Below are 25,099 nucleotides of genomic sequence, written 5' to 3'. Positions count from 1 at the left end.
AGTGCAATGAAAATCATTTCTATCGAGTTGGTCAGGCCCCCGGGCGCCTTGGAGGGAACGCATGTCCACTAGAGGCGCCGTCACCGCGGCCCAGGACGGGACGGACGGCGTCACGTCCGCCGACGACAGGGGTGCCGGCGGCCGTTCGGCCCCGACGCCCGGCCAGGACGGCGGAGCCACCCGCGGCGGAGATCCGCTCCTCGCCCTGCTCGGCGGCGTCCGCGGCCGGCTCGTACTCGCCCTCACGGTCGGGGCCTGCGGTGGCCTGCTCGGTGTGACCGGACTGCTGCTCGTCGGCTCCGCTCTCGACGAACTCTTCTCCGCCGACCCCTCCGGTACCGCGGTCGGCTGGTCGCTCTGCGCCGCCGCGGCAGCGATGATCGCCCACTTCGCCCTGCGCAAACGGGCCTTCGACCTCTCCCACATCGCCTCATTCGAACTGGAGGCCGGACTCCGGCGTGACCTCGCGGCACATCTGTCGACCGTCCCGCTCGGCAAGGTCCAGGCACTCGGCTCCGGAACCCTCAAGAAGGTGCTCCAAGACGATGTCCGTGCCCTGCACGGCGCGGTCGCCGACTCCACACCGATGCTCGGGGCGAGCCTGGCCCAGCCGCTGGCCGCCCTGGCAGCGCTCGCGGTCATCGACTGGCGGCTGCTGCTCGCGGTGCTCGCCATCGTGCCGGCCGTGGTGGTGGGCTTCCGGCTCGTCACCAAGGACTACGCCGACCAGCGACGCGCCTACGACCAGGCCGGCGAGGCCATCAACGAGGCGGTGGTCGAGTTCGTGCAGGGCATGCCCGTCGTCCGGACCTTCGACGACGGCACCACGTCCTTCGCCCGATTCGCCGACCGCGTGGCGGAGTTCACCCGGGCCACCGAGCGATGGCAGAGCCAGACCAGGAAAGCCGGGATCCTCACCCGCGCGGCGATGACCCCGCTGCCCACCCTGCTCATCGTCGTGGCCGTGGGCACCTGGCTGGTCTCCAACGGCTCGCTCTCCGTCGTGGACCTCGTCCTCGCGACCCTGCTCGGCACCATGCCGATCGAGTCGGTCGTGCCGCTGATGTACCTCAGCCAGTTCATCACCGAGTCCCGGGCCGGCGCGATCCGCATCGGCGAGATCCTGGCCATCCGCCCGATGCCGGAGCCGGCATCCCCCCGACAGCCCGCCGACGGCTCCATCACCTTCTCCGGCGTCGAGTTCTCCTACGACTCCGGTGAACCCGGCGCCCGCAAGGCCCTGGACGGCGTCGACCTCCACATACCCGACGGCTCGGTCTGCGCACTCGTCGGCGCGTCCGGCTCCGGCAAGTCGACTGTGGCCCGTCTGGTGCCCCGCTTCTGGGACGTGGACGCCGGAAGCGTCCGAGTGGGCGGCGTCGACGTCCGCGAGATCGCCTCCGATCAGCTCCTGCGCCACATCGGACTCGTCTTCCAAGACCCCTTTCTGCTCGACGACACCATCGCCGAGAACATCCGCCTCGCCCGCCCCGACGCCTCCGACGAGGAGGTACGCACGGCCGCCCGCGCCGCCCGGGCCGACGAGTTCATCCGCGAGGAACTCCCCGACGGCTACGACACCAGGGTCGGCGAACGGGGCGCCCTGCTCTCCGGCGGCCAACGCCAGCGCATCACCATCGCCCGCGCACTCCTCGCCGATTCCGCCGTCATCGTGCTCGACGAGGCCACCGCCTTCGCCGATCCGGAGAACGAGGCCGCCATCCAACGCGCCCTCGCCGAACTCACCAAGGGCCGCACGGTCCTGGTCATCGCGCACCGCCTGAGCACCATCGTCGACGCCGACCAGATCGTCGTCCTGGACCGGGGGCGCGTCGCGGAGAGCGGCACCCACACCGCGCTCCTGGCCGCCGACGGCGCCTACGCGGCCATGTGGCGACGGCACCTGGAAGCCGACGCCTGGGGCCTCCCGGCCCGTGACCAGGGCACCGCGCCGACCGACACCACCAGCGAGGTCTCCTCATGAAACGGCTCTTCCGCCTGATGATGGTCGCCGCGGGTTCGCGCGGCGCACGTTTCCTCACCTCCCTGCGGGCGTCGCTGATCGGATCGGTCGCCCAGGCCGCCGCCTACGGCGTCCTCATCGGCCTCATCAACGAACTCGCCCAGCCGGACGTGGACGTCGCCGCCGCGTGGACCTGGTTCGCGGCCTTCGCCGCCCTCTACGCCGTCGAAGCGATCTGCCGGCTCGTCGAACTGCGTTTCCAGTACGAGGACTGGGCACGGGTCATGTCCGACCTGCGCCTCGGACTCGGCGAGAAGCTGCGCGCCATGCCCCTGCGGGATCTGGAGAAGCGCACCGCGGGTGACCTCAGCGTCCTGATCGGCGGCAACGTCGCCGGCGCGTCGATGGGCGCCTCCCACATCGCGTTCCTGTTCGTCCAGGCCGCGGTCGTCCCGCTGGTCCTCGTCGTGGTGGTGCTGGCGGTCGACTGGCGCATCGGACTGGTGCTGGCGGCGGTCCTGCCCGCCGCCCTCCCCTTCGTACGCGGCGTCCAGCGCCGGGCCGGCACCGGACTGCGAGCCTCGAACCGGGCCGACAGCGCCACCGCCGCGCGGATCGTGGAATACGTACAGGGACTGCCGGTGCTGCGCGCCGCGGGTCAGGCCGGCGCCTCCTCCCGCCGGCTCGACGACGCACTCGAACACCAGACCCACGTCATGACCGAGTCCCAGCGCTCGCTCACCCTGCCCAGCATCGTCGTCACCAGCGCCATGCAACTCGCCATCGTGGCGGCCGTCGCCGTCGGCACGGCCCTGGTGTTCGACGCCCGGCTCACCGCGCCCCTGCTCGCGGCCCTGGTCGTCGCCGCCGTCAAACTCGCCGAACCCCTCGCCAACGCCACCGCCATGATCGCCGTCTTCGAACTGTCCGAGGCGGCGCTGGAACGCATCGACGAGGTGATGGAGAGCCGGCCCCTGCCGGTCGGCGACCCGGACGCCCGGCTCGAAGCCTTCGACATCGCCTTCGACGATGTGACCTTCCGCTACCGCCCCGAAGACCCCGTGGCCGTGCTCGACCGGATCTCCTTCACCCTCCCCGCCCGTTCACTGACGGCATTGGTGGGCCCCTCCGGCTCGGGAAAGACCACCATCTCCAAACTGATCACCCGTTACGCGGATCCCGACGGCGGGGCGGTACGGATCGGGGGAACCGATCTGCGGGATCTGTCGCCTGCCGAGATCTACCGTCATGTCGCCGTCGTCTTCCAGGACGTCTATCTCTTCGACGACACCATCCGGGCCAACATCGCCATGGCGCGCCCGGGCGCCACCGACGAGGAGGTGGAGTCCGCCGCCCGCGCGGCCCATGTGCACGACTTCGTCAGCCGGCTCCCCCACGGCTACGACACCAGGGTCGGCGAGATCGGTGGGGCGCTCTCCGGAGGCGAGCGGCAGCGTGTCTCCATCGCCCGAGCGATCCTCAAGGACGCCCCGATCGTCCTGCTCGACGAACCGACCGCCGCGCTCGACAGCGGCGGCGAGATCGCCGTCCAGCAGGCCATCGACGCCCTGGTCGCGCGGAAGACGGTCCTCGTGATCGCCCACCGGCTCTCCACCGTCACCGGCGCCGACCAGATCCTGGTGATCGACGACGGGCGGATCTCCGAGCGCGGCACCCATCCGGAGCTGCTGGAAGCCGGTGGCCGCTACGCGCGGATGTGGGCGGCCCAGACCGGTGCGCGGCAGTGGCGGGTCGCCGGTGCGAGGACATGACCCGAGGCCCCGCCGGGGACCGCGGCCCTTTCGCCCCGGTGCGCCACGGAGCGGATCGGTCAGCGGGCCAGCAACGCACCCAGCAGCCTTGCGACCGGGTCGGTGAAGGCGTCCTTCGGCGTCTCACCGGCCGCCTCCGCCGCACGGGTCGCCCGCAACACGCGGGAGAAGGCCGGCAGTCGATCCGCATCCACCCGTTCCAGCGCGAGACTCCGCTGACTCGGCTCCCGCGGCGGGACCAGCGGGTGCTGCGCGAGCAGTTCCCCGAGCATCAGATGCCAGCACGCCCCGTAGGCGGCCATCGCCTCCCGGGGCGAGAGCCCCGCCTCCATGAAGTCGTCGAAGCACGCGTCGGCGAAGGCGAAGGCGGTCTCGGCGACGAGATCGCCACGGATGAGGATGTGCAGCACCCATACGTGCCCGGCCAGATAATCGTGGGCGTCCACCAGCCGCCGCAGCAGCCGCTCCCCCGGGGTGGCGCCCGCCACGTCCACCGGCATTCCTTCGGCGATCTGCTCCAGGATCGCCAGCAGAAGCTCGTCCCGGTCGGTGACATGCCGGTACAGCGACGTCGCCGCGGTGCCCAACTCCCGGGCCACCGCGCGCATGGTCAGCGCGTCCAACCCGTCCCGCTCGATCACCCGGCGCCCGGCGGTCACCACCGCGGCCGGAGTGAGCCCCGGCCGGGGGTGACGACGGCCGTAGCGGCCCCGTTCCTCACGACCGGGCTGGTGATCCATGGGCCCATCGTTTCATGGACGGGGAACCGGCTCCGGCACGGCACTGCCCGCTCGGCGCCGTACGAGCACCGAGAACGAGCCGGCTCCGTCCCCACCGGCGCGCCCCGATCGGTGCCGGAGTCCGCCCTCGCGGGTCAGCCGCGGCTCGCCCGCTCCCGGGTGAGCCGTTCGGTGATGGAGCCGACCGAGTCGTGCACCTGAGTGCGAAGGTGGTCCAGGTCGACGCCGACGAGGCGCCCCGCCCACTTGCGGAGGCGGCCCGCGATCCAGACCGAGGTGATGTTGGCACGGTCGGCACCGAGCACGAGCGTCCCGATCGGGTCGTGGAGCGGCATGGTGTTGAGATCCTCGGCGTCGACGACGATGAGATCCGCCTGCTTCCCCGGTGTGAGGGACCCGGTGACGTGATCGAGCCGGAGCGTTCGCGCACCGGACAGCGTCGCGAAGTCCAGCACATCGCGTGTCGTGATCCGTACGGGCACGTCGTCGGTGCCGTAGGCGGAGTGGACGGCGCGCATGCGCTGGACGGCGAGCAGGGTGCGCATCTGCGTGAACATGTCCGACGCGAGCGCGACCTCGACGTCCACCGACAGGCCGGGCCGGATGCCGTGAGCGAGGGCCTCGTCGACCGGCGGGACGGCGTCCTCCAGGCCGATCTGCGTGTCCGACGTCGGCGCGAGCGACACGGCGACGCCCGTGGCGCTCATCGCGGACCACGCGTCGGCGGACAGGGCGGTCGAGTGAATCGACTCGATGTGCGGCCCGAGCAGTCCCTCCCGCTCCCACCGCACGATCGCCTCGGACGCCGCCGCCCCGAACATGACGTCGAGGCTCACCCCGATGTCGAGGTCCGCCGCGACCCGTGCCAGATCGTGTCCGTAGGCCAGGCGCGCCCCGGCGATCTCGGGGGTGGCGAGGGCGGCGAGCCGCAGCGTGACCAGCTGGTCGTCGGTGGGGAAGTACGTCGACCGAAGCCGTGCCAGGTCGTGCGGCCACTGCTGGTCCCAGTCGCCGAAATGCGGGCCCATCGACGCGTGCACGCCTCGGATGCCGGCTTCGAACAACGCGGTGATCGCGGCGTCGGAGTGCTCGGCGGTCCGGGAGTTGTGGGAGAAGTCGAGCATCGTGGTGATTCCGCCGTCCAGCGCCGTGAGCGCCGCCAGGCGCGTTCCGACGTACATGTCGTCCGGCTGGTACACCGGCGCGACCTGCATGAGCGTGGACTGGAGATAGCCCACGAGGTCGTCGACGTCGGGGATGGTGCGCCGCATCTGCGCCTGCCACGCGTGCCGGTGCGTGTCCACGAAACCGGGCGCGACGATGGACCCCGATACGTCGACGACGACCGCGTCCGCCGCGGTGAGGCCGTGGCCGACCTCCTCGATCCGGTCGCCGCGCAGGAGCACGTCGGCGCGCTCGAGCGTCTTCAGCACGGGGTCCATGGTCACCACGGTGCCGCCGGTGAGCAGGACGAGGCGGTCCGGATCGCGCTCCGCGGCCGTGAGCTTCGCGAGGGTGGACAAGGGGTGCTCTGTCATCGGGCTGTCCTGGGAATGTCTGCCGGTCCGGGCGGACCGAGCGTGGCTGATCAGGTGTTGTCGTCGTCCGACCGCGGATGGAGCGCCGCCGTCATCGGCGGCCGAGGGGCCGTCGGCGGTGTTCTCCATGCGGTGGACGTGCTGGATACGGCGGACGGAGTGGCGTGCCCCACCCGGTCATCGGGATTCCCCGCGGCGCATCGTGTAGCCGGCGTGGTGCAGGGTGTCCCCGTCGAATCGGCCGAAGGCCCAGAATCCGAGATCGTCGAGATAGTCGATGCGGTCGCCGTTGATCCAGTAGCGGCCTTGGAACGCGTGTGCGCGCCCGCCGCGGGTCTCGTCGTAGCGGCCGTCGGCTGTCAGCTCCTGGTGCAGGAAGTCCTCGGTGTCGATCCAGACGCCGAGCCGGTCCGGGGCGACGCCGGCCTCGCCGTCCTGGTCGCCGTCCTGGTCGGCGTCTTGGTCGGCGTCCGGCGTCGGGGGACGCTGCGACGCCGGGGCGAGCACGGTCCCGTTCCACATGACCGGCAGGCCGTCGAGCAGGACCGCGCGCAGCCGCTCCGGGTCGGTCAGTGCGGCGTGCAGCGCCGTGGACGTGTCCGGGAAGTCGGCGTCGTTCAGGACGGCGAGGTGCGCCGGGGCGCCCGGAGCGAGTGTGCCCGGACCCTCGCCGCGCGGGGTGCCCGGAAGCGCGGCGCTCATGTTCAGGACGGCCGGGACGATCGTGGTGCCGGTGGCATGGATCACCACGGCGCCGTCGTCGTCGGCGGCCGTGACGATGCCCGGGCCGACGCCGACGACGAGCCCGCCGCCGATCAGCACATCGGCGTGCCGCAGGGTCCCGATGACCGGGTCGAGGGTGTGCACGGTGGCATCGGTCAGCAGCAGCGGGCGACCGGCGCTCTCGAGTACGGCATCGAGGCCGGCGGCGGTGAGGGTGGTGGGGATGTGAGCCATGTTCCCCACCTTCGACGGGGCCGGAGCAGGGGAGAAGACCGCGTCCGTCCTGGGAGTACTGGGACCAGGCTCCCCGCCGCCGGAGGGCCTAGCCTCGTCAGCATGACCACCTCGAGACTTGGTGACTACCTACGGAGTCGACGCTCGCGGGTGACGCCCGCGGACGTCGGCCTGCCCGAGGACGGACGGCGACGCGTCCCCGGCCTGCGGCGCGAAGAGGTCGCGGTCCTGGCCCGCATCAGCGTCGACTACTACCTGCGTCTGGAACAGGGGCGTGAGCGGCGGCCGTCGCCGCAGGTCCTGGACGCCCTGAGCGACGCGCTGCTGCTGGACGACGACGGCCGGCTGCATCTGTACCGGATAGCGGGGATGACCCCGGTCCCGCGCCACGAGATCAGCGTCGAGCGTGCGGACCCCCAGCTCCTGGCGATGGCCGACATGTGGGACCGCACACCGGCCCTGATCCTGGGACGGGCCTACGACGTCCTGGCCGCGAACACCTTGGGGCGCGCGGTCTTCCCCCACCTCCGGCCGGGCGTGAACCTGCTGCTCACGATGTTCCTCGATCGGTCGGTCCGCTCGTTCCACGCGGACTGGGAGACGGACGCGGCCAACACGGTCGCGGGATTCCGCTTCCTGGAGGGCGCCCGACCGCACGACCCGCGGATCCAGGAGATCCTGCGGACCGCCACGGAGAGCAGCCGCGAGTTCGCGGAACTCTGGCGGCGGCGGGACGCGCGGGGCAAGAACGTCGCCGTGAAGGTCCTGCTGCATCCGGAAGTCGGCGAACTCGCCCTGACCTTCCAGGCTTTCGACGTACGCTCCGCCCCGGGGCAGCAGCTGATCACCTACCACGCCCAGGAGGGCACCCGGACCGCGGACGCGCTGCGTCTGCTCGGCTCGCTGGCGGCGACCCGCCCCGGCCTCCGGGACGACTCGACTCGGAGGACCCTGTGAAAGCCGGCATCGGAACCATGCTCGGCGGCGCGACCGTCGCCATGTTCATCGTCGCTGGTCTGGCCGCATGCACCGTGGGGTCGGACGGCGGCGGACCCTCGGGTCCCGACGACACCGCCACGACGAGCCGGCAGCAGCCCCCGTCATCCGCCACCGCGCCGACGCGCACACCGACAGCGGGGGAGCGCGCGGCCGAGAACGCGTCGCCGCACCCGTACGTCGGGATGTGGGTGACCGCCGACGGGCACATTCGCCAGGAACTGCTCGCGAACGGCCGCTACGACGAGGCCCGCGGCGAGAGGGAGAGCGCCTACACGGGTTCCTACCGGGTCTCCGGGAACCGGATCGACTACAAAGACGACACCGGATTCAGCGCGGACGGGACGTTCGACGGAGACGTACTGCACCACGGGGGCTACCTCTTCTACCGGGAAGGCAGCGACGCGCACCGACAAGCCACGCAGTCACCATGACCGACGGCATGCCACGGCCCACCGCACCTTCGCGCCCCTGCCGTCACGGAGGCCATGACTTCGGTGAAGGCCGTGCGCAGGTCATCGGATGTGGTGCCCGCACCACTTCGGAGGTGAGTGGTTGAGACCAGGAGAAGCGCGCGGGCTCACAGGGAACCGGGGAGGGCGGTGTTCGTGCCGACGCGGTCTGCCACCAACTGCTGGAAATGGGCGCACTGGGTCATGTCATCGCGGCCGCAGCCGAGGGCGCATTCGAGGAGTTCGAGGGCTGCTTGCGCGGCCGCGATACGGGAGCGAAGTGCCTCGGCCTCCTGGCGCAGGGTGCTCCGTCGCCGCACGGCGTCGGTGGCGGCGACCAGCGAACGGATGGTGTCCAGAGAGAGCCCGGCCTCCTTCGCACGCAGGATGACCGCGACGCGCGCGAGGTCGGCGGTCCGGTAGCGGCGGTGGCCCGCGGCGTCGCGGGCGGGGACGAGGAGCCCCATCGCCTCCCAGTGACGCAGGACATGCGTGGCCAGACCGAAGCGTTCCGCGAGGGCGCCGATACTCATCGACGTACGCTCGTTCCCCACAGTCACCCTGTGCTCGCTTGACTTCATGCCGACATTAAGTCGGAGCCTTGCGCTCATGACCAGAGAAGCGGACCGGGCGAGCCAGGCGCCCGACAACCTCATGGCACGGCTCGACGCGGCCGAACGGCTGCCGGGCGCCGGGGAACTGAGGGCCTTGACCTACGACGCGCTCGGCGCGACGCCCGGATCGTCCGTGGTGGACGTGGGCTGCGGTGCCGGACGGGCCGTAGCGGAGTTGGCCCGGCGGGACGTGCGGGCCATGGGTGTGGACCCGAGTGAGCGGATGATCGCCGTCGCCCGGGGACGGTGGCCCGAGGCGGACTTCCGGATCGCCGGAGCGTACGAACTGCCGCTGCCGGACGCCTCGGTGAACGGCTACCGAGCCGACAAAGTGTTCCATGAACTCGCCGATCCGGAGCGGGCCTTGGCGGAGGCCCGCAGAGTTCTCGCGCCCCGGGGACGCATCGTGCTGGTCGGCCAGGACTGGGACGCCTTCGTCATCGACTCCGGTGATCCCGCTCTCACCCGCGCCATCGTGGCGGCCCGCGCCGAACTGACCGTTGGCCCGCGGGCCGCCCGTCGGTACCGGAACCTGCTGCTCGACGCCCGATTCCGTGACGTGACAGTCGAGGTCCACACCGGCGTGTTCACCGGACCGACGGCCCTGCCCCTGCTCGCCGGACTGGCCCAAGGAGCCTGCTCCACCGGAGCCGTCACCCGTGAGCAGACGGACCACTGGGTCGCCGAGCAGGGGGCGCGGGCCGAAGCCGACCGCCTCTTCCTGGCAGTGCCGATGTTCATGGCGGCGGCGACCGCCCCGCGGTAGGCGGCGGTCGCCTGCGGTCGCTGCGGCCCGTCTCATGCCGCGGCTGCCGTCAATCCGCGACGAGTTCGACGAGATCGCCGCCCGGGCGCTGCGGTGCGAGGCTTGATCCGGCGGCGAAGCCGCCGTCGACGGCGAGCACATGGCCGGTCACGAACGCCGCACCCGCCGAAGCCAGGAAGGTGACGGTGGCGGCGACCTCTTCGGGCGTCGCGTACCGCTTGATGGCCAGCAGGTCGAGCCACGACTGTCGGACCTCGGCCGGGTGCCCGGCCACGAGCGGTGTCTCCACCGGGCCGGGCGCCACCGCGTTCACCGTGATGCCGCGCGACCCCACCTCGACGGCGAGCGCCTTGGTCAGGCTCACCACACCGCCCTTCATGGCGCCGTAGGCCCCGCGGTCGGTCAGACCGCGGGTGCCGGCGGCCGAGGCCATGTTGACGATGCGGCCGTCGCGGCCGTCGCTCATGACCGCCAGTGCCGCTCGGCACATGTAGAACGTGCCGGAGAGCACGGTGCCCAGCAGAGCGTCCCATTCCTCGTCGGTGGTGTCGGCGATGGGCTTGAGCACGGTGAAGCCGGCGTTGTTCACCAGGATGTCCAGGCCGCCCAGCCGGTCGACCGTCTCCCGCACTCCTGCCTCGCACGCGGCCGGGTCGGCCACGTCGAGCGCGATGGCGATCGCGGTACCGCCGGCCTCGGTGACCGCGGACGCGACGGCCCGGGCAGCGGCGTGGTCGCGGTCCGCGACCGCCACGGCGATGCCGTCGCGGGCGAGGTCCAGAGCGATGGCCCGGCCGATCCCGCCGCCGCCCCCGGTCACCAGAGCGGCGCGGGCCATCAGCGCTCCACCTCGACGTCGAGACGCGGTTTGCGGGAACGGAACAGCCACCGGCCGTCGTGGCGTACGACCTCGTCGTGGTAGACGTAGTGCGCGGTCAGCCGTGGCTCGGCACCGCTGACGTCGACCGTCATCCCGTAGCAGGTGCCCTCGACGTGGTCCTCGCGCGGTGTCAGTACATGGTTCCCGGTCCAGATACGGGCCTTCGGGTAGTTGTCCGGCCGGGAGTCGGCGAACTCGCGCAGTGCGTCGTGCCCACGGTAGATCGTTCCGGCGGTCGGGCCGACCGACGGGCTGAACTCGCCGTCCGGTACCCAGCACGCCGCCCAGGCGTCGCCGTCCATCGCGTCGACCGCGTGCGAGTAGCGGGCGTAGAGGTCGAGGACCTCCAAGCGATCCGCGGTGCCGAAGCCGATCAATCCGGTTGCTTCCGTCATTTCGGTTCCCTCTGATCTTTCTGGTCCTTCTGACCTTTCTGGGCTTTCTGGGTTCTGTCGGACAGCGCGTCGAGTTCCCCGGCGAGCAGGCCGCGTGTGAGCGGCGGCGTCCGTGAGGAGCGCGGCGGCGGCGTCCGCGAGGAGCGCGGGGCGTCCGCGACCGGTGCCACGGTCAGGCTGTGAACGGCGACGGCGAGCCGGAGACCGGCCTCCGCCGGGACGGGATCGTCCGGATCGTGCGGCAGCAGCGGCGTCCCGCTGCGCGGGTTCAGCAGGTCGGGCACGGCCCGCTCCCGATGCAGCTCGGCGAGGCCGAACAGGTCCACTCCGGCACGGGTCCCGAGATCGTACAGACTTTCGAGAGCCGTGAAGGCCGGGTGGGTCGTCGGGACCTTCGCGAAGTGCACGCCGGTCACCGACCGCGGTACCGGCAGCACCGCGGTCAGCACGTCGGCCAGTTCGGCCCATGTCACCGGCCGGTCCGGCTGGAACCTCCACTCGGTGTCCCGGGGAACCCAACCACGCAGCGCGAGGCGCTGGACGGCGGTGAACAGCTCGCCGTCCGCCGCGGTGACGTCGCAGAAGAAGGTCGCCGGCGTGCCCTGGGCGATGAGCCGCTCCTGAACGACGGGCACGTCGACGGCGGCCGCCGGCACCCCGCGGCGCAGCGCCTCGTCCGCGGCGACGGCCGCCGCCATGCCGAGGTTGATCCGGGTGGACTCGACGCGAACGGCGCCGAACGCGAGGTGCGTGGCACTCACCGACCCGCAGACGAGCAGGTTGTCGAGACCGGGCGGCACCATGCAGGCGTAGGGCACCTGGTGGGGAGCCCGTGTGACGCTGCCGAAATACCAGCCCTCCGGCATCGGGTAGTCGTGTTCGAGCCGGTCGGCGCAAGCCCGTGATTCCACCGGCCAGTTCCCGATCGCGACGGAATCCGGGCGCAGTGGGGGGCGGGTTCCGTCGCCGGTGAGGAACGGGGACACGTCGGACTCGGTCAGCGTCACGTCCGCTCGCAGCCGGCGTCCTTCCCGCACATACAGCCGGTACGGCAGATGGCCGTTGTCGGCGAACTCGTCGTCGGCCAGACCGAGGCCGGGGCAGCCGCCCGCAGTCTGGATGTAGTACAGGAAATCCAGTGCGTGCGTGATGAACTTGTCCCGCTGGACGCGGCGGTCCCGAGGGTGGGCGAGGATGTAGTCCCTGGTGGGCCCGGCCAGCTCGTTCCCGGCGACGGTGCGGTTGACCAGGACCTTTCCACCGGCCAGCAGATAGATTCCGCCGAACCAGCGCGGGTTGCCGTCGGCGTCCACGCCCTGGGGGCTCCAGCGGAACCGCGAGGGGTCGTAGTGCGGTGACGGCTCGCGGATCCGGTGAGGCGCGTCCGGGCTCGTGTCGTCGTACCACCGGCAGTGCAGACGGCACGCGAACGCCATGACCGCGTCGTCGCCCTCGCCGGTGCTGTGCGGCAGCACCGAATGCGGCAGCACGCCGCCCGGCCCGAGTGCCGTGTCGGTGGTGTAGACGCGGCCGGCGTGCGGCTCCTGGGGGCTGCGCGGTTCCCGCCCGATCCGGTACGGAACGTTCAGCCATTCCAGCAGGTCGCCCTCGTAGCTGGCGTCGATGACGAACCGCGGCCGGATCTCGAAGACGTCCGCGGCCGTGTCCGCTCCGGGCGGGTCGCCGGCCGGGGTGACCGCTCGCTGCCACGAGACGCTGACCACACGACCGTTCCCGGCGGTGGCGGCTACGGGCACGGCTCCGGTGAGAGCCTGGAGCCCGTCCGTGGCGTCGGTCAGGGCGCGCCAGGCCGCCGCGTTCACATGGCTTTCCCACACCGGGTCCTCGCGGGCCTGACGGACGGGGTCCGGCTCCGGCTGCGCGGCGTAATGCGCGTCGATGAGGTCGCACACCTCGGTCGCGATGCCCGAGAGACCGACCGGGTCCGCGGTGTCGAAGGCGAACACGCCGTTGGCGTTGTTGCCGCCGAGCGTCGCGGTGGGTTCCAGCAGGATGACCGACGCACCCGAGCGGGCCGCCGTGACGGCGGCCGCGCACCCGCCCGGGTTGCCGCCGAGGACCAGAACGTCGCAGTCGTACGTCACAACTCACTCTCCGGCGGAAGGTCGAGACGGGCGGCGCGGCCCACCAGTTCCGGCGCGGCCGCGGGGAACCGCTCGATCACGGACGCGTCATGCCCGGGGATGACGTGGTCGGGGCTCTCGGACAGCGCGGTGATCTTGTCGTAGTCGCGGAAGGTGTCCTCCAGGCTGGTGTACAGGGGGTACGGCCGGCGCTGTTTGAGGTTGGCGTGTACGTGGACGGCGTCGCCGGTCAGCAGGACCCAGCCTCGTCGGGTGAGGACCCGCACGGCCATGTGTCCGGGTGTATGGCCCGGGAGGTGGATGAGCTGGATGCCGTCCCGTAGCGGGGTGTCTCCCTCCAGCAGCCGGAGCCTCCCCTCGTGGCGGGCTCGGCCGACGGCGGCGACATGGTCGGGTTCGTAGGCGAAGGACACCGCGGGTTCGTGGGCGTGCCAGCCGGTGGCCGGACCGAGTTCCCGCTCGTGGAGGTGGAGCCGGGCGGCGGGGAAGTGGTCGAGGTTGCCGGCGTGGTCGTAGTGCAGATGGGTGAGGACCACGTCCGTCACGGCGGCGGGGTCGACGCCGACCTGCCGGAGCAGCGCCATCGGATCATGGAGGAAAGTACGGCCCCGGCGGGCCGCCAGCTCGGGCGAGTAACCGGTGTCGACCACGACGGTCTCATCGCCCCTCCGGAGCACCCACAAGGAGTAGTCCATCTCCAGGGGCCGGCCGGCCAGCGGTTCGGGGCACATCAGCAGGGCGTCGCGGTGGTGGCGGGACAGCCGCGCGAACCGCAGCGCGGTGATCTCCCACGGCGCAACGCCGCTCTCGGTCGGGGCGGCCATCAGACGCGGATCACGAACGGGTTCAGCGGTTCGGTGCCCAGCTCGCACCACACGCTCTTGGTCTGCAGGAACTGGTCCATGGCCTCCAGTCCGTTGTTGCGGCCGGTGCCGGAGTCCTTGAACCCGCCGAACGGCGAGTTGTAGGCGAGCGACCGGTAGGTGTTGATCCACACCGTGCCCGCTTCCAGCCGCCGTGCCATCAGATGCGCCCGTCGCACGTCCCGGGTCCAGACTCCGGCCGCCAGCCCGAACGGCGTTCCGTTCGCGCTTTCGACGACCTCGTCGCCGTCGTCGAAGGGAGTGATGGTCAGCACGGGGCCGAACACCTCCTCGCGCATCACCACGTTGTCGGGTCCGGCGTTGTGCAGGATGGTGGGCGCGTAGAAGAACCCGTCGGTGAATCCGGCGACGTCGACGCGGTGCCCGCCGGTGAGCAGCTCCGCGCCGCCGTCCAGTGCGGCGGCGACCATCTGCTCGTTCTTCGCCAACTGGTCGGCTGTCGCGGCGGGTCCCATCTGCGTCGTGGCCGCCAGCGGGTCGCCGACCACGATCTCGGTGGCCCGCTTGACGAGACGGTTCACCATCGTGTCGTAGAGCGAGCGGTGGACGTAGGCACGCGAGCCCGCGATGCAGGTCTGGCCCGTGGCGGCGAAGATGCCGGCGAGGATGCCCTGCTCGGCCAGGTCGATATCCGCGTCGTCGAAGACGATGTTCGCGCTCTTGCCGCCCAGCTCGAGGGTGGAGGTCACCAGCCGTCGGCCCGCTGCGGCGCCGACCGCCCGACCCGCCGGCACGCTGCCGATGAACGAGATCTTGGCGACCTTCGGGTGGTCCACGAGCGCCTGCCCGCACTCGCGCAGTCCCGTGACGACGTTGACCACACCCGGTGGGATGCCTGCCGCGACGGCCAGTTCGGCCAGGCGCAGGGCCGAGGCCGAGGTCACTTCGGACGGCTTGATCACGACCGTGTTGCCGGCGGCCAGCGCGGGACTGATCGCCATCACCGTGTGGAAGGTGGGTGAGTTCCACGGCAGGATCACCGCGATGACCCCGAGCGGTTCGCGCACCGTGTAGTTGAGCACGGTCTGCTGCGGGACCGGGATCACCGCACCCTCGATCTTGTCGGCCAGCCCGCCGTAGTAGCGCAGCCACCCTTCGGACGCGGTGACCTGGGCGACCAGTTCGGCCACCACCTTGCCGTTCTGGACCGACTCGACCTCCGCGATCGCCTCGGCGTCGCGGGCGATCAACGCGCCCCATTCGGTGAGCAGGCGGCCGCGTTCGGACGGCGTCATATCGCGCCACACCGTCCGCCAGGCACGGTGGCCGGACTCCACAGCGGTGTCGACGTCGGTCGCGGTGGACAGGGCGAAGCGGGCCCAGCCCTGCCCGGTCGTGGGATTCACCGACGTGAACGTGGCACCGTCGGCCGCCGGCGCGGACTGCCCGTCCACGAGATTACCGAAGGCCGCGGTGCGTGGCTGGTGAGGGTTTGTCATAGGTTTCTCCGGGTCGGGTTGATAGTGGTACGGGTCAGGCGAGACGTCTCACCTCGGCGGCGACCGGCAGGCCGGCGCTCGCGAGGGCGGGATCGTGTCCGGGAACGATGAGGTCCTCCGCGTCGGCGAGCCGCTCGCACAGGTCGTAACCGGCGAACATCTCGGCGACATCGACGACCAGCGGGAAGGGGGAGCGGGCCGTGCGGTTCTCCGTGTAGTGCAGGGCGTCGGAGGCGAGCACGAGCCAGCCGCGCGCGGTGTGCACACGCACCACCTGCGTTCCGCCCGTGTGCCCGCCGACACGGTACAGCTCGACACCGTCGCGCAGTGTGTGCTCGCCCTCCACCAGGTGCACGCGGCCCTGCTCGCCGGCCTCGTTCAGCCGGTCCAGGTCGGCGGCCTCGAACGGTGCGCCGAAGAACTCGTGCGACATGAGCGGGCCCGTGGCGAACCGGAGCTCGCTCGCCTGCACGTGGAAGGTGGCGTGCGGGAAGAGATCGAGGTTGCCGGCGTGGTCGTAGTGCAGATGGGTCAGGACGATGTCGGTGATCGACTCGGGCGTGGTGTCGAGGTGCCGCAGCAGCTCGGGCAGCTCGGCGACCATGGTGCGTCCGCGTCGCTCGCCGACCGCGCGGCTGAAGCCGGTGTCCACGAGCAGCCGCCCCGCGGGCCCGTCGACGAGCCAGACGAAGTAGTCCATCGGCATCGGCGCGCCCGGTTCCGCCGTCTGGACGAAGTTCTCGCCGCGGGTGCGGCCGGGAAGTGTCGCGTAGCGCAGGGAGTAGACGCGGTGCTCGGGGACCATCAAAGACATCCGTAGAGGGCGTCGAGGATTCGGCGCGACCGAGGTCCGTTGTCCCGGCTGGGGTGCATGAGGTTCATGCCGTACGCGAAGCCGATGCGCGCGTCGGGGTCGCACAGACCGGTCGCGCCGCCGGCGCCCACGTGCCCGAAGCTGCGCGGGTTCGGGCCCATGTACGCGTCCGGGCTGTTCAGCGTGAACCCCAGACCCATCCGGTAGTGGTGCGACAGAACCGGCTCGGTGTCGAACCACTGCACCTCGATGGCTCGTTCGAGCGCGGCGTCGCCGAGCAGTCGGCGCTGCGTGAGGGCCCCGTAGATCCGGGCCACCGCTCGGGCGTTTCCGTGGCCGTTCACACCGGGGATCTCCGCGGTCCGGAATCGGCGGCTGTTGTAGTCGTCGTCCGAGGCGGGGTCGAACTGGGCCCAGGCGCGGACCAGCAGGTCACTCGGCCCGTCGTCGCCCTGGCCGCGGGTGTTGTACCCGGCCCACTTCAGGAACCGCGCGCAGCGGTCGAGGTCGGAGCCGGTCAGCCCCACGTGGTAGTCGGCCTCACAGGGCCCGGTCACCAGCTCGCGCAGGACCCGCCCGTAGGTCTTGCCGGTGACTCTGCGGACCAGCTCGCCGATCAGAAAGGACATGGTCACGGTGTGGTAGGCAGGCTGGGTGCCCGCGGGATGCAGCGGGGTCTGCCGTTCCAGGGCGCCGATCATCGCCGCCCAGTCGTACACCGCGCCCGGCCACAGCGGTTCGGTGAGGACTTCGAGGCCGGCGCGGTGGTCCAGCAGATGCCGGACGAGGATGTCGCCCTTGCCTGCCTGGCCGAACTCGGGCCAGTACTTCGCCACCGGGGCGTCGAGCTCGAGATCGCCGCGTTCGCTGAGCATGTGCACGGTCAGCGCGGCGAAGCCCTTGGCCACCGACATGAGGTTCACGATGGTGTCGGCCTGCCACTCCGCGCTGTCCGCGGGCCTGTCGACCCGGCCTCCCCATACATCCAGCACACAGCGACCGTCGATCACCACGCTGCAGCTCGCGCCCACCTCCAGCCCGGCCTCGAAGTTGGCCTCGAACGCCTCGGCGACGTCCTTGAAAGCGGGATCCCAGGTTCCGGAGACCATAGTCATTCCTATCTTGGACAGCTAGCTGCTGTAACTTGTCGGACAGCTGACAGGATGTTAACGTGAGGGTCTACCGAGGTCAACTACTGCCAAGGGGTCTCATGTCTGACACATCCGCGGAAACCGGCGAACTCTTCCAGAAGGGGCTGCAGATCCGCCGAGATGTACTCGGCAAGGAGTACGTCGACGGCTCGCTGGCGGCTGCCGATGACTTCATGCACGCCTTCCAGCGGATCACCACCGAGTGGTGCTGGGGCTACGCGTGGTCGCGTGACGGTATCGACCGCAAGGCGCGCTCGCTGATCAACCTCGCCATGCTGACCGCGTTGAACCGGAGCGCCGAGATCAAGCTGCATGTGCGGGGAGCACTCAACAACGGCGTCACCGTGGACGAGATCCGCGAGACACTGCTCCACGCCACCGTCTACTGCGGCATCCCCGCGGGCCTCGACGCGTTCAAGGCCGCGCACGAGGTCCTGGTCAGCGAGGGGGCCCTGAAGGAGCCGACGAAGTGAACACACCTCCCGTGATCGGTTTCATCGGCGTGGGCGCCATGGGCGCCCCCATGGCCGCCAATCTGATCGCCGCGGGCTTCCGGGTCGTGGTCCACGACGCCGACGCGACGCGCGCGGCCCGGGTCGCGGAGGAGGTCGGCGCGACCGCCGCCTCCCTCGCCGACCTGGCCGCAGAGGCCGGCGTCGTGATCACGATGCTGCCCAGCAGCGACATCGTCGAGGACGTGCTCGTCGGTGACGGGCGGGTGCTGGCTCACCTCGCACCGGGAGCCCTGGTCGTCGACATGAGTTCGAGCGACCCGGTGCGTACGCGGGCACTCGCCGGGCAGGCGCGGAAGGCGGGCTGCCGGTTCATCGACGCTCCGGTGTCCGGGGGAATGCTGCGTGCCCGGAAAGGTGATCTCGCGATCATGGTGAGCGGGGACGACGCGGACATCGAGGCGGCGCAACCGCTCCTGAGCGCCATGGGCTCACGTGTGACCCCGGTCGGCGACGTCGGCAACGCGCATGCGATGAAGGCGCTCAACAACCTGTGCTCGGCCGGCGGCATGCTCATCGGCCTCGAGGTCCTGATGATCGGCAAGCGCTTCGGCCTGAACCCCGAGTTGATGGTGGACGTGCTCAACGCGTCGACCGGCATGAACAATTCGACGAAGCTGAAGTTCAAACAGTTCGTGCTCTCCGGCGCGTACGATTCCAACTTCCGACTGGACCTGATGGTCAAGGACCTCAAGACGGCTCAGGCCGTCGCCGCCGCGGGAGGTGCGGCAGCGCCGTTCACCGATGCCTGCGTCGACCTGTGGGAGCAGGCCCTGGACTCCCTCGGCCCCGACGACGATCGTGGCCATGACCACACGGAGATCGCCAGATACATCGAGATGATCAACAGCACCGCATACGGCTGAGAGCCGCCCTGCGCACCGTGTCCGACGGCGCGCGCCGTCGGACACGGTGCACCGTAAGGCGGAGGGATGTTCGCCGCGCCCGGTAGACGAGTCTTCCGGTGTTCCGGCAACGCGGCGTGGGGGCGCCTCCCCCTGGGGCGCAAGGCCCAGGGGGAGGCGCCGTCGTCGTCGCGCGCCCGCCGGGGATCAAGGGCAGTCTTTGGTCAGTCTGTCAGTCAGCCGCTGTATGCTAGATGACAAATGCATCCGAGGTATCCCGAGGTGGCAGCCCAATGAACGACATGCGGGTCCAGCGAGTCGAGCCGATCCGTCACCAGGTCGCTCGGATGATTCGCGCTGCCATTACCGATCTCAGGTTCAAACCGGGCTCGATGCTGATCGAGCGGGAGCTGTGTGAACTGACCGGGGCGAGCCGGCCGTCGGTCCGCGAGGCGCTGCGCCAGCTGGAGTCGGAGGGGCTCGTCGTCTCGATCACCGGCAAGGGCACGGTGGTCGCCTCGGTGACGGAGGCGGAGGCCAAGCAGCTGTACCAAGTACGTGCGGTCCTCGAAGGGCTGGCCGGGCGTCTGTTCACCCTCCACGCGTCCCCCGAGCAGCACCGTGAGCTGGCCGCGGTGGTCGATCGGTTCGAGGCGGAGATCGAGGAGCAGGGCAACCTGCTCGCGGTGAAGGACGACTTCTACCGGGTGCTGTTCGACGGGGCCGGCAACGAGGTCGCGCACCAGATGCTGGCCTCGCTTCAGCGGCGCACCAGTCTGCTCCGCTCGAAGTCGCTCTCGGCGTCCGGCCGCCCTCGGCAGACTCTGCGGGAACTGCGCGCGATCCTCGCGAAGGCGGAGCTCGGAGAGGCCGAGGCGGTCGAGCGGCTGTGCCGGGAGCATGTCGCCGAGGCCGAGCGGGCGGCACTCGCGCGCCTGGCCGAACCGGAAGGCGGCCAGCCCGGCCCCTCCCGGCACACCAGCTGACTCACCTGGCGGAACGGCGGCGCGGACCGGACCGGACGACTGCCCGGAGACCGCGCTGCCGGCCTTCGGCCGGCGGTGGCGGTCCTAGGAGAGGTTCACCCTGGTTCGGACGGCTCGGGACCGGCAGGCTCGATGCCGTACTGAACGAACCGCCGAAGGGTGAAGAATGCCTGACACGACAACGCACGCCGAAGCCCGGATCGTAGCTGCGTTGCAGCGCGACTGGATCTTCGAATGGGACAAGGCGGAGGGCCCTGACACGCGTGAGTTCCGCACCGCCTTCGACCGGTTCTACGACTTCGACGCCGAGGTGATCCTCTTCGACGAGGCCGATCCGGAGCGCCGGACGTTCCGCACCGTTCGCGAGTACGGGGAAGCGTTCTGGCCGATGTTCATGACCATGCGGTCAGCGGAACACGCGATCGCCGAGGGGCCGGAAGTACTGGTCTCCGGCGACTTCGCCTCCGGATGGATGATCTTCATCGCGATCCTCACGGCGGCCGACGGGAAGAAGACGACCCTCCTGTGCCGCAATTCGCTGGTCTGGCGACGCACCGAAGACCACGACTGGCACATCGTTCGCGATCAGACCATCGTTGAACCGATTTCCCATGAGGAAGCCCTCCGATACTTCGGCTGAGTGCCTCGGCCGATTGCTCAGCGCGCCGATCGTGGGTTCAGCGACACCGTCGCTGAACTCGCGGTCGGCGCACTGCTGTGTGCCCGACGGCCGGTTCCTCCTGTGACGACGGCCGTCCAGAAGGCCGACGCGAGCCAGATCGCGGATGGTGTATCGGTGCGGGGCAAGCGGCTGAGCTGGCGGTCGTCGGCCCGCACCCTGTCGGTCCCGGTGAATTGACTCATCCCCTGTACGTCAAAAGGCACGTGCCATGTGCCGGTACCGTCCGGAATACTCCCTACTGTCTGGTAGATAGGTGGAGGACTGCTAGGTTCTTGTCTGACAGGTATATATCTGTCACAGTGGCTCTGCTCAATGCTCAGCCGGGGCAGTCTCCCCGTGCGGGCGCTCCGCCGTGTATCGATGATCTTGGAGCCGCTGTGACAGCGAATGCCCAATCAGTTCAAGCCGACAGACCGGATCTCAAGCACCGTCTTCCGCGCAGGAAGCTGTTCGCCGCGAGTGTCGGTAACGCTCTTGAGTGGTATGACTGGACGATCTTCGGATTGTTCAGCATCTACTTCGCGGACCAGTTCTACCCGCCTGGCAACGAGACGCTGGCCATGCTCAACACCTTCGTGGCGTACGCGCTGGCCTTCTTCTTCCGTCCGCTCGGCGGACTCCTGCTCGGACGCCTGGCCGACGTGAAGGGGCGGCGTCTGGCGCTGCTGTACTCCATCACGCTGATGGCGGGCGGCTCGCTGGTGATCGGCCTGCTGCCGACGTTCGATCAGGTCGGCTGGTTCGCGCCGCTGCTGATGATCGTCGCCCGGATCGGCCAGGGCATCGCGGTGGGCGGCGAGGCGGCCAACTCCAACGTCTACCTGGCAGAACTCGCTCCCCCCAGCCACCGTGGCCGATACAGCTCCTTCTTCCAGATCTCCACCGCCAGCGCGGTGCTTCTGGCGTCCTTGACGGCGTTCTTCCTCGCACGGGGGCTCAGCAGCGACGCCATGGAGGAGTACGGGTGGAGAATCCCCTTCGTCGTCGGCGGGGTACTCGGACTCCTCGGCATCTGGCTCCGCCGCGCTCTGTCCGAGACGGAGCTGTTCGAGCAGCGCAAGGAGGTGGCCAGGCGAGTGCCTCGGCCGCTGGTGACGACCCTGCGACGCCATCCGATGAGCGTCCTGCAGATCGTCGGGATCGCGACGCTGTCCACCCTGTGCTTCTACACCTTCTTCGCCGCGGCGACACCGTACGCGGTCAAGGGCCGTGGCGCCGATCCGACCGATGTGTTCTTGGTGTTGTCCATCGCGACGGCGATCTTCGTCGCACTTCAGTATCCGGCAGCGGCGCTGTCCGACCGCATCGGACGCAGGCCGGTGCTGCTCTTCGCCGCCGCGGCCATCGCCCTCACGATCGTGCCACTGTCCTATCTGGTCGGATCGGACATGGTCGGGCTCGTCATCTTCTTCACGGTCGGCCTGGGCTTCTACAGCCTGATCACCTCCATCCTGCCCGCCATCATGAGCGAGCTGTTTCCGACGGAGGTCCGCGCACTCGGTATCGGCGCCTGGTACAACCTGACCGTCGCCGCCTTCGGCGGAACGGCGCCGCTGATCCTCACCGCGCTCAACGCGGCCGGCCTCTCGACGCTCTTCTTCTGGTACGTGGCGCTCAGCGGTGTGGTCATGTTCGTCATCATGCTTCGACTTCCCGAGACCCGGGGCAGCGAGCTCACCTGACGACATCGGCCGGTGAACGCCGTGCACCGGGCCGGTACACAGCGGGCAGTGCGAGGACGCTCCCGGCGGACGTCGGCGAGCCGGGAGCGTTCTCACGCACGCGACTCCCCGCAGCGGCGGCCGCGCACCGGGCGGCGGCGGGGGAGCGTGGCGGGACTGCGGCCTCCCTCCGCGGTCGCCGCGCCCGTTCCGCGAACGCCCCGTCGTCATCGGATCCGGCCCGGCCGAACCGTACGCGGTCTGCTCCGCCTGGCCTGTTCCCGAGGCCCCTCCGCCGGGCCGATCGTTCCCCGGTTCTCCTCGGGGCCGATGTGCGCGGGCTTCGGCGCGGTGCACTGACAGTGACGGCCGGCTTCGGAACACCGCAGGCCACCGCCGCTCCGGTGACGGTGTGACGGAGGGGGCCCACAGAGTGGACAGGGGGCGGACGGAACCCGGCGGCACCTCGGCGTTGCCCGTTCCCGGTGGGAACACCGACCGCACACACCCATGGTCGGTGGCCGAAAAGAAACCGTGCCCATCCGTTCTCCGCGCACGGACCTGTACCGGACTTCCCGTGCTCCTTAGCATGGGCCCCTTCAGTTCATGCTATCTACAGACACAGGTGAGTACTGGATGCAAGGGGAGTCGTGGCGCCCGGACGCCATCGACACGACGGTGCCCAGCGTGGCACGTATGTACGACTACTACCTGGGGGGCAGCGACAACTACCAGTCGGACCGTGACGCCTGTGAGGAACTGCTGAAGCAGGTGCCCAGCACCAAGGTGCTGGCGGTCAACAACCGGCGGTTCCTCCAGCGGGTGGTGCGGCTGCTGGCCAGCGAGTACGGCATACGCCAGTTCATCGACCACGGCTCCGGTCTGCCCACTCAGGACAACGTCCATCAGGTCGCCCAGGAGGTGGACGCCTCCTCGCGCGTCGTCTACGTGGACAACGATCCCATCGTGCTCGCGCACGGCCGGGCGCTGCTCGACGAGAACGACCGCACCGCCGTCATCCAGGCTGATATGCGCGACACCGACGGCATTTTCGGTCATGAGGAGACGGTTCGGCTGATTGATTTCAGCCAACCCGTCGCGGCCCTTTTTGTGTCGGTCATGCACTGCATCCCGGATGAGAGCGACCCCGCCGGCCTGGTCCGCCGGGTGGCCGATCGGCTCGTGCCGGGCAGCTTCCTCGTCGTCTGCCAGCTCGTCAGCGACCGGCCGGAGATCCGGAAGTTCGTCACCGACTTCATGGCCGAGGCCACCGGCGGCAACTGGGGCCGGGTACGCGAACAGCGCGAGGTCACCGAGTACTTCAAGGATCTGCGGATCCTCGAACCCGGTCTGGTGGAGGTCTCGACCTGGCGGCCCGACAGTCAACTGGCACCCGTCCAGCAGACGGACGAGTGGATCGAGTGGGGTGGAGTCGCCCGCATAGAATGACGCCTCCACGCGAGCGTCGCCGCGGCCCGTGTGCCGCTCACCATCCTGGTGAGCGGCACACGGGCTGCGGTCGTTCGGCCCCGGTGCGGCAGCCGGTCGTCCGGCCTCGGACGCGGGCGTCCGGAATCAGCGGACGCCGGGTTTCCCGAGAGGCGGCTCAGACGTCGCGTATCCGCGCCCGCAGCACCTCGCGCGACTCCCCGGGAGTGAGCGAGCACGCCCCCAGCCGGTCCAGCATGTTCCGGTACTCCTCGACGACCACGGGCTTCTGGGTGAAGGTCGAGTCGGTCAGATGCTCGATGTACACGGCGTCCTTGAGATCGCCCAGGGCGAAGCGGAGATACGTCACGCCAGTGCCGAGTCCGACGGCGGCCGACACGTCCAGGGGAGCGATCTGAAGAGTGACCCTCGGGCGTTCCATCAACGTCAGCAGGTGCTCCAGCTGTGCCCGCATGACCTCCCTGCCGCCGACCGTCCGCAGCAGCACGGACTCGTCGATCACGGCCCAGATCCGTGGCGCGTCCGGATGATCCAGCTGACGCTGGCGTTCCTGCCGCAGTTCGACCCGGCGCATCACCTCGTGCGGCAGGAGCCTGCCGGGACCGGCCTTGATCACGGCGCGGGTGTAAGCGGAGGTCTGGAGCAGACCGGGCACATAGAACGGCTCGTAGGCGCGGACGCGCTCGGCGGCACCTTCCAGCGCGACGAGCGGTGTGAAGAAGTCGGAGAGGACGTCGCTGAACGAGCTCCACCAGTCGGTCCGGTGGGACTGCTCCACCAGCCGGAGGAACTCGTCCACCCGCTCCGCGCCGTCGACCTCGTACAGACGCAGAAAGGCGAGGGCGTCAGCCCGCTTGCAGCCGTGCCGGCCCAGTTCGATCCGGCTGGTCTTCGACCGGGAGAACCCGAGCCGGCCGTCGACGTCGGCGGGATCCAGCCCGGCCGCGATGCGCAGCTCGCGCAGCTTGCCGCCGAGGATCAGCTTCAGCGCGGTCGGGTTCTTCTCCACCGCCCCCAGCGATCGTGGAAACAACGACTCGTTCGGGTCGCTTGCAGCCATCGGGCGCTCCTGCGGACGCGGGGAAAATAACAGTATCCACCATCCACCCGTCCCCGGGGGCGAGTCGACCGGTTCGGAGACGGTTTTCAGCCGATGACCGAGTCGAAGTCGCCACCCCTTGCGCCCGCCACGAACGCGACCATCTCCTCGCGCGTATAGATCAGCGCGGGACCCTGCGGATCGCGGGAGTTACGGATCGCGACGGAGCCGTCCGGCAGCGCGGCGAGTTCCACACAGTTCCCCGTCGCGTTGCTGTGACTGCTCTTGGTCCAGGTCACCTGGTCCAGTGCAGTCGCCCGCATGCCGTTGACGATTCGTTTCACAGCAACAGCCCCTCACAGTACGCCTGTTCGTTCGCTCCACTCTCCAACGAATGCAATCTCGAATGCAATCCCGGATGCAATTGCATTAAGGGGCGGACCTCGACCATACTCGTGC

General features: G+C 70.0%; 23 protein-coding genes and 1 pseudogene. 11 read left to right on the top strand and 13 right to left on the bottom strand.

Features of this window, described 5'->3' with window-relative positions; all coding sequences use genetic code 11:
- Nucleotides 1-61 precede the first annotated feature (61 nt).
- Nucleotides 62-1,984, top strand: a complete 1,923-nt coding sequence (locus tag ACWEFL_RS29800; RefSeq protein WP_451718360.1) for an ABC transporter ATP-binding protein — start codon at nucleotides 62-64, stop codon at nucleotides 1,982-1,984.
- Nucleotides 1,981-3,735 (top strand): ABC transporter ATP-binding protein, encoded by a 1,755-nt coding sequence (locus tag ACWEFL_RS29795; RefSeq protein ID WP_451718358.1) that lies wholly within the window; start codon nucleotides 1,981-1,983, stop codon nucleotides 3,733-3,735. Before ACWEFL_RS29800 ends, ACWEFL_RS29795 begins: the two co-directional genes overlap by 4 nt.
- Nucleotides 3,736-3,794: 59 nt before the next feature.
- Here ACWEFL_RS29795 and ACWEFL_RS29790 read toward each other — a convergent pair whose 3' ends face one another.
- The 3 genes from ACWEFL_RS29790 to ACWEFL_RS29780 form a co-directional block, all read right to left on the bottom strand.
- On the bottom strand, nucleotides 3,795-4,475 hold the full coding sequence (locus ACWEFL_RS29790) for a TetR/AcrR family transcriptional regulator (RefSeq protein WP_451718356.1): 681 nt from the start codon (nucleotides 4,473-4,475) through the stop codon (nucleotides 3,795-3,797).
- 134 nt (nucleotides 4,476-4,609) lie between these two features.
- Nucleotides 4,610-6,013: an amidohydrolase family protein gene (locus ACWEFL_RS29785; RefSeq protein WP_451718353.1), complete on the bottom strand. Its 1,404-nt coding sequence runs from the start codon at nucleotides 6,011-6,013 to the stop codon at nucleotides 4,610-4,612.
- Between the two features lie 177 nt (nucleotides 6,014-6,190).
- On the bottom strand, nucleotides 6,191-6,970 hold the full coding sequence (locus tag ACWEFL_RS29780; RefSeq protein WP_451718350.1) for an Atu4866 domain-containing protein: 780 nt from the start codon (nucleotides 6,968-6,970) through the stop codon (nucleotides 6,191-6,193).
- Nucleotides 6,971-7,072: 102 nt separating this feature from the next.
- On the opposite strand from ACWEFL_RS29780, the gene ACWEFL_RS29775 reads away from it, so the two are divergent.
- Together ACWEFL_RS29775 and ACWEFL_RS29770 are read left to right on the top strand one after the other, a co-directional pair.
- Nucleotides 7,073-7,927 (top strand): helix-turn-helix transcriptional regulator, encoded by an 855-nt coding sequence (locus ACWEFL_RS29775; RefSeq protein WP_451718347.1) that lies wholly within the window; start codon nucleotides 7,073-7,075, stop codon nucleotides 7,925-7,927.
- Between the two features lie 203 nt (nucleotides 7,928-8,130).
- A pseudogene (locus tag ACWEFL_RS29770) lies at nucleotides 8,131-8,400 on the top strand (Atu4866 domain-containing protein); the annotation flags it as partial.
- Between the two features lie 146 nt (nucleotides 8,401-8,546).
- On the opposite strand, the gene ACWEFL_RS29765 reads toward ACWEFL_RS29770, so the two are convergent.
- Nucleotides 8,547-8,951, bottom strand: a complete 405-nt coding sequence (locus ACWEFL_RS29765) for a MerR family transcriptional regulator (protein ID WP_451718344.1) — start codon at nucleotides 8,949-8,951, stop codon at nucleotides 8,547-8,549.
- Nucleotides 8,952-9,027: 76 nt separating this feature from the next.
- Between ACWEFL_RS29765 and ACWEFL_RS29760 the strand changes: the two genes are divergently transcribed.
- Nucleotides 9,028-9,798 (top strand): methyltransferase domain-containing protein, encoded by a 771-nt coding sequence (locus ACWEFL_RS29760; protein ID WP_451718341.1) that lies wholly within the window; start codon nucleotides 9,028-9,030, stop codon nucleotides 9,796-9,798.
- A gap of 49 nt (nucleotides 9,799-9,847) precedes the next feature.
- Here the strand turns inward: ACWEFL_RS29760 and ACWEFL_RS29755 are convergent, their stop codons facing one another.
- From ACWEFL_RS29755 to ACWEFL_RS29725, 7 genes are read right to left on the bottom strand one after another with little or no spacing between them, the layout of a single operon-like run.
- Nucleotides 9,848-10,636, bottom strand: a complete 789-nt coding sequence (locus ACWEFL_RS29755; protein WP_451718338.1) for an SDR family NAD(P)-dependent oxidoreductase — start codon at nucleotides 10,634-10,636, stop codon at nucleotides 9,848-9,850.
- Entirely contained in the window at nucleotides 10,636-11,073 is a 438-nt protein-coding gene (locus ACWEFL_RS29750; protein ID WP_451718335.1) for a nuclear transport factor 2 family protein, read from the bottom strand. The genes ACWEFL_RS29755 and ACWEFL_RS29750 overlap by 1 nt, the downstream gene beginning before the upstream one ends.
- Entirely contained in the window at nucleotides 11,070-13,178 is a 2,109-nt protein-coding gene (locus ACWEFL_RS29745; RefSeq protein ID WP_451718333.1) for an FAD-dependent oxidoreductase, read from the bottom strand. The genes ACWEFL_RS29750 and ACWEFL_RS29745 overlap by 4 nt, the downstream gene beginning before the upstream one ends.
- A complete protein-coding gene (locus tag ACWEFL_RS29740) occupies nucleotides 13,175-14,002 on the bottom strand; it encodes an N-acyl homoserine lactonase family protein (RefSeq protein WP_451718330.1) in 828 nt (275 codons plus the stop codon). The genes ACWEFL_RS29745 and ACWEFL_RS29740 overlap by 4 nt, the downstream gene beginning before the upstream one ends.
- Nucleotides 14,002-15,501 carry an aldehyde dehydrogenase gene (locus ACWEFL_RS29735; RefSeq protein WP_451718328.1) on the bottom strand — a complete coding sequence of 500 codons (1,500 nt, stop codon included), beginning with the start codon at nucleotides 15,499-15,501 and terminating at the stop codon, nucleotides 14,002-14,004. Before ACWEFL_RS29735 ends, ACWEFL_RS29740 begins: the two co-directional genes overlap by 1 nt.
- Nucleotides 15,502-15,535: 34 nt before the next feature.
- Entirely contained in the window at nucleotides 15,536-16,315 is a 780-nt protein-coding gene (locus tag ACWEFL_RS29730; protein ID WP_451718325.1) for an N-acyl homoserine lactonase family protein, read from the bottom strand.
- The gene (locus tag ACWEFL_RS29725) at nucleotides 16,306-17,424 is read right to left on the bottom strand and encodes a serine hydrolase domain-containing protein (protein ID WP_451718322.1); all 1,119 of its coding nucleotides are present in this window, start codon (nucleotides 17,422-17,424) and stop codon (nucleotides 16,306-16,308) included. Before ACWEFL_RS29725 ends, ACWEFL_RS29730 begins: the two co-directional genes overlap by 10 nt.
- A gap of 101 nt (nucleotides 17,425-17,525) precedes the next feature.
- Between ACWEFL_RS29725 and ACWEFL_RS29720 the strand changes: the two genes are divergently transcribed.
- The 6 genes from ACWEFL_RS29720 to ACWEFL_RS29695 all read left to right on the top strand — a co-directional run bounded on the left by ACWEFL_RS29720 (nucleotide 17,526) and on the right by ACWEFL_RS29695 (nucleotide 23,601).
- Nucleotides 17,526-17,939, top strand: a complete 414-nt coding sequence (locus tag ACWEFL_RS29720) for a carboxymuconolactone decarboxylase family protein (RefSeq protein ID WP_451718319.1) — start codon at nucleotides 17,526-17,528, stop codon at nucleotides 17,937-17,939.
- Complete coding sequence (locus ACWEFL_RS29715; protein WP_451718316.1) at nucleotides 17,936-18,844, top strand: NAD(P)-dependent oxidoreductase; 909 nt, start codon at nucleotides 17,936-17,938, stop codon at nucleotides 18,842-18,844. Before ACWEFL_RS29720 ends, ACWEFL_RS29715 begins: the two co-directional genes overlap by 4 nt.
- Nucleotides 18,845-19,116: 272 nt before the next feature.
- Nucleotides 19,117-19,809, top strand: a complete 693-nt coding sequence (locus ACWEFL_RS29710; protein WP_451718314.1) for a GntR family transcriptional regulator — start codon at nucleotides 19,117-19,119, stop codon at nucleotides 19,807-19,809.
- A 166-nt stretch (nucleotides 19,810-19,975) separates the two neighbouring features.
- On the top strand, nucleotides 19,976-20,449 hold the full coding sequence (locus ACWEFL_RS29705; protein ID WP_451718311.1) for a hypothetical protein: 474 nt from the start codon (nucleotides 19,976-19,978) through the stop codon (nucleotides 20,447-20,449).
- 77 nt (nucleotides 20,450-20,526) lie between these two features.
- A complete protein-coding gene (locus ACWEFL_RS29700) occupies nucleotides 20,527-22,173 on the top strand; it encodes an MFS transporter (protein ID WP_451718308.1) in 1,647 nt (548 codons plus the stop codon).
- A 615-nt stretch (nucleotides 22,174-22,788) separates the two neighbouring features.
- Nucleotides 22,789-23,601, top strand: coding sequence for an SAM-dependent methyltransferase (locus tag ACWEFL_RS29695; protein ID WP_451718468.1), 813 nt, complete (start codon nucleotides 22,789-22,791; stop codon nucleotides 23,599-23,601).
- Nucleotides 23,602-23,758: 157 nt separating this feature from the next.
- On the opposite strand, the gene ACWEFL_RS29690 is transcribed toward ACWEFL_RS29695, so the two are convergent.
- Entirely contained in the window at nucleotides 23,759-24,661 is a 903-nt protein-coding gene (locus ACWEFL_RS29690) for a helix-turn-helix domain-containing protein (protein ID WP_451718306.1), read from the bottom strand.
- An 86-nt stretch (nucleotides 24,662-24,747) separates the two neighbouring features.
- Nucleotides 24,748-24,963: a DUF397 domain-containing protein gene (locus tag ACWEFL_RS29685; protein ID WP_451718303.1), complete on the bottom strand. Its 216-nt coding sequence runs from the start codon at nucleotides 24,961-24,963 to the stop codon at nucleotides 24,748-24,750.
- Nucleotides 24,964-25,099 lie beyond the last annotated feature (136 nt).

The organism is Streptomyces sp. NPDC004838, from assembly GCF_053600955.1.
The sequence above is the reverse complement of the archived record's forward strand: the minus strand, read 5'-3'. Positions and strand labels throughout refer to the sequence as shown.

What these genes read in the sequence shown, in the direction of transcription:
- ACWEFL_RS29800 (WP_451718360.1), top strand. Translation starts at nt 62, where the DNA reads ATGTCCACTAGAGGCGCCGTCACCGCGGCCCAGGACGGGACGGACGGC.
- ACWEFL_RS29795 (WP_451718358.1), top strand. Translation starts at nt 1,981, where the DNA reads ATGAAACGGCTCTTCCGCCTGATGATGGTCGCCGCGGGTTCGCGCGGC.
- ACWEFL_RS29790 (WP_451718356.1), bottom strand. Translation starts at nt 4,475, where the DNA reads ATGGATCACCAGCCCGGTCGTGAGGAACGGGGCCGCTACGGCCGTCGT.
- ACWEFL_RS29785 (WP_451718353.1), bottom strand. Translation starts at nt 6,013, where the DNA reads ATGACAGAGCACCCCTTGTCCACCCTCGCGAAGCTCACGGCCGCGGAG.
- ACWEFL_RS29780 (WP_451718350.1), bottom strand. Translation starts at nt 6,970, where the DNA reads ATGGCTCACATCCCCACCACCCTCACCGCCGCCGGCCTCGATGCCGTA.
- ACWEFL_RS29775 (WP_451718347.1), top strand. Translation starts at nt 7,073, where the DNA reads ATGACCACCTCGAGACTTGGTGACTACCTACGGAGTCGACGCTCGCGG.
- ACWEFL_RS29765 (WP_451718344.1), bottom strand. Translation starts at nt 8,951, where the DNA reads ATGAGTATCGGCGCCCTCGCGGAACGCTTCGGTCTGGCCACGCATGTC.
- ACWEFL_RS29760 (WP_451718341.1), top strand. Translation starts at nt 9,028, where the DNA reads ATGACCAGAGAAGCGGACCGGGCGAGCCAGGCGCCCGACAACCTCATG.
- ACWEFL_RS29755 (WP_451718338.1), bottom strand. Translation starts at nt 10,636, where the DNA reads ATGGCCCGCGCCGCTCTGGTGACCGGGGGCGGCGGCGGGATCGGCCGG.
- ACWEFL_RS29750 (WP_451718335.1), bottom strand. Translation starts at nt 11,073, where the DNA reads ATGACGGAAGCAACCGGATTGATCGGCTTCGGCACCGCGGATCGCTTG.
- ACWEFL_RS29740 (WP_451718330.1), bottom strand. Translation starts at nt 14,002, where the DNA reads ATGGCCGCCCCGACCGAGAGCGGCGTTGCGCCGTGGGAGATCACCGCG.
- ACWEFL_RS29735 (WP_451718328.1), bottom strand. Translation starts at nt 15,501, where the DNA reads ATGACAAACCCTCACCAGCCACGCACCGCGGCCTTCGGTAATCTCGTG.
- ACWEFL_RS29730 (WP_451718325.1), bottom strand. Translation starts at nt 16,315, where the DNA reads ATGTCTTTGATGGTCCCCGAGCACCGCGTCTACTCCCTGCGCTACGCG.
- ACWEFL_RS29725 (WP_451718322.1), bottom strand. Translation starts at nt 17,424, where the DNA reads ATGGTCTCCGGAACCTGGGATCCCGCTTTCAAGGACGTCGCCGAGGCG.
- ACWEFL_RS29720 (WP_451718319.1), top strand. Translation starts at nt 17,526, where the DNA reads ATGTCTGACACATCCGCGGAAACCGGCGAACTCTTCCAGAAGGGGCTG.
- ACWEFL_RS29710 (WP_451718314.1), top strand. Translation starts at nt 19,117, where the DNA reads ATGAACGACATGCGGGTCCAGCGAGTCGAGCCGATCCGTCACCAGGTC.
- ACWEFL_RS29705 (WP_451718311.1), top strand. Translation starts at nt 19,976, where the DNA reads ATGCCTGACACGACAACGCACGCCGAAGCCCGGATCGTAGCTGCGTTG.
- ACWEFL_RS29695 (WP_451718468.1), top strand. Translation starts at nt 22,789, where the DNA reads ATGCAAGGGGAGTCGTGGCGCCCGGACGCCATCGACACGACGGTGCCC.
- ACWEFL_RS29690 (WP_451718306.1), bottom strand. Translation starts at nt 24,661, where the DNA reads ATGGCTGCAAGCGACCCGAACGAGTCGTTGTTTCCACGATCGCTGGGG.
- ACWEFL_RS29685 (WP_451718303.1), bottom strand. Translation starts at nt 24,963, where the DNA reads ATGCGGGCGACTGCACTGGACCAGGTGACCTGGACCAAGAGCAGTCAC.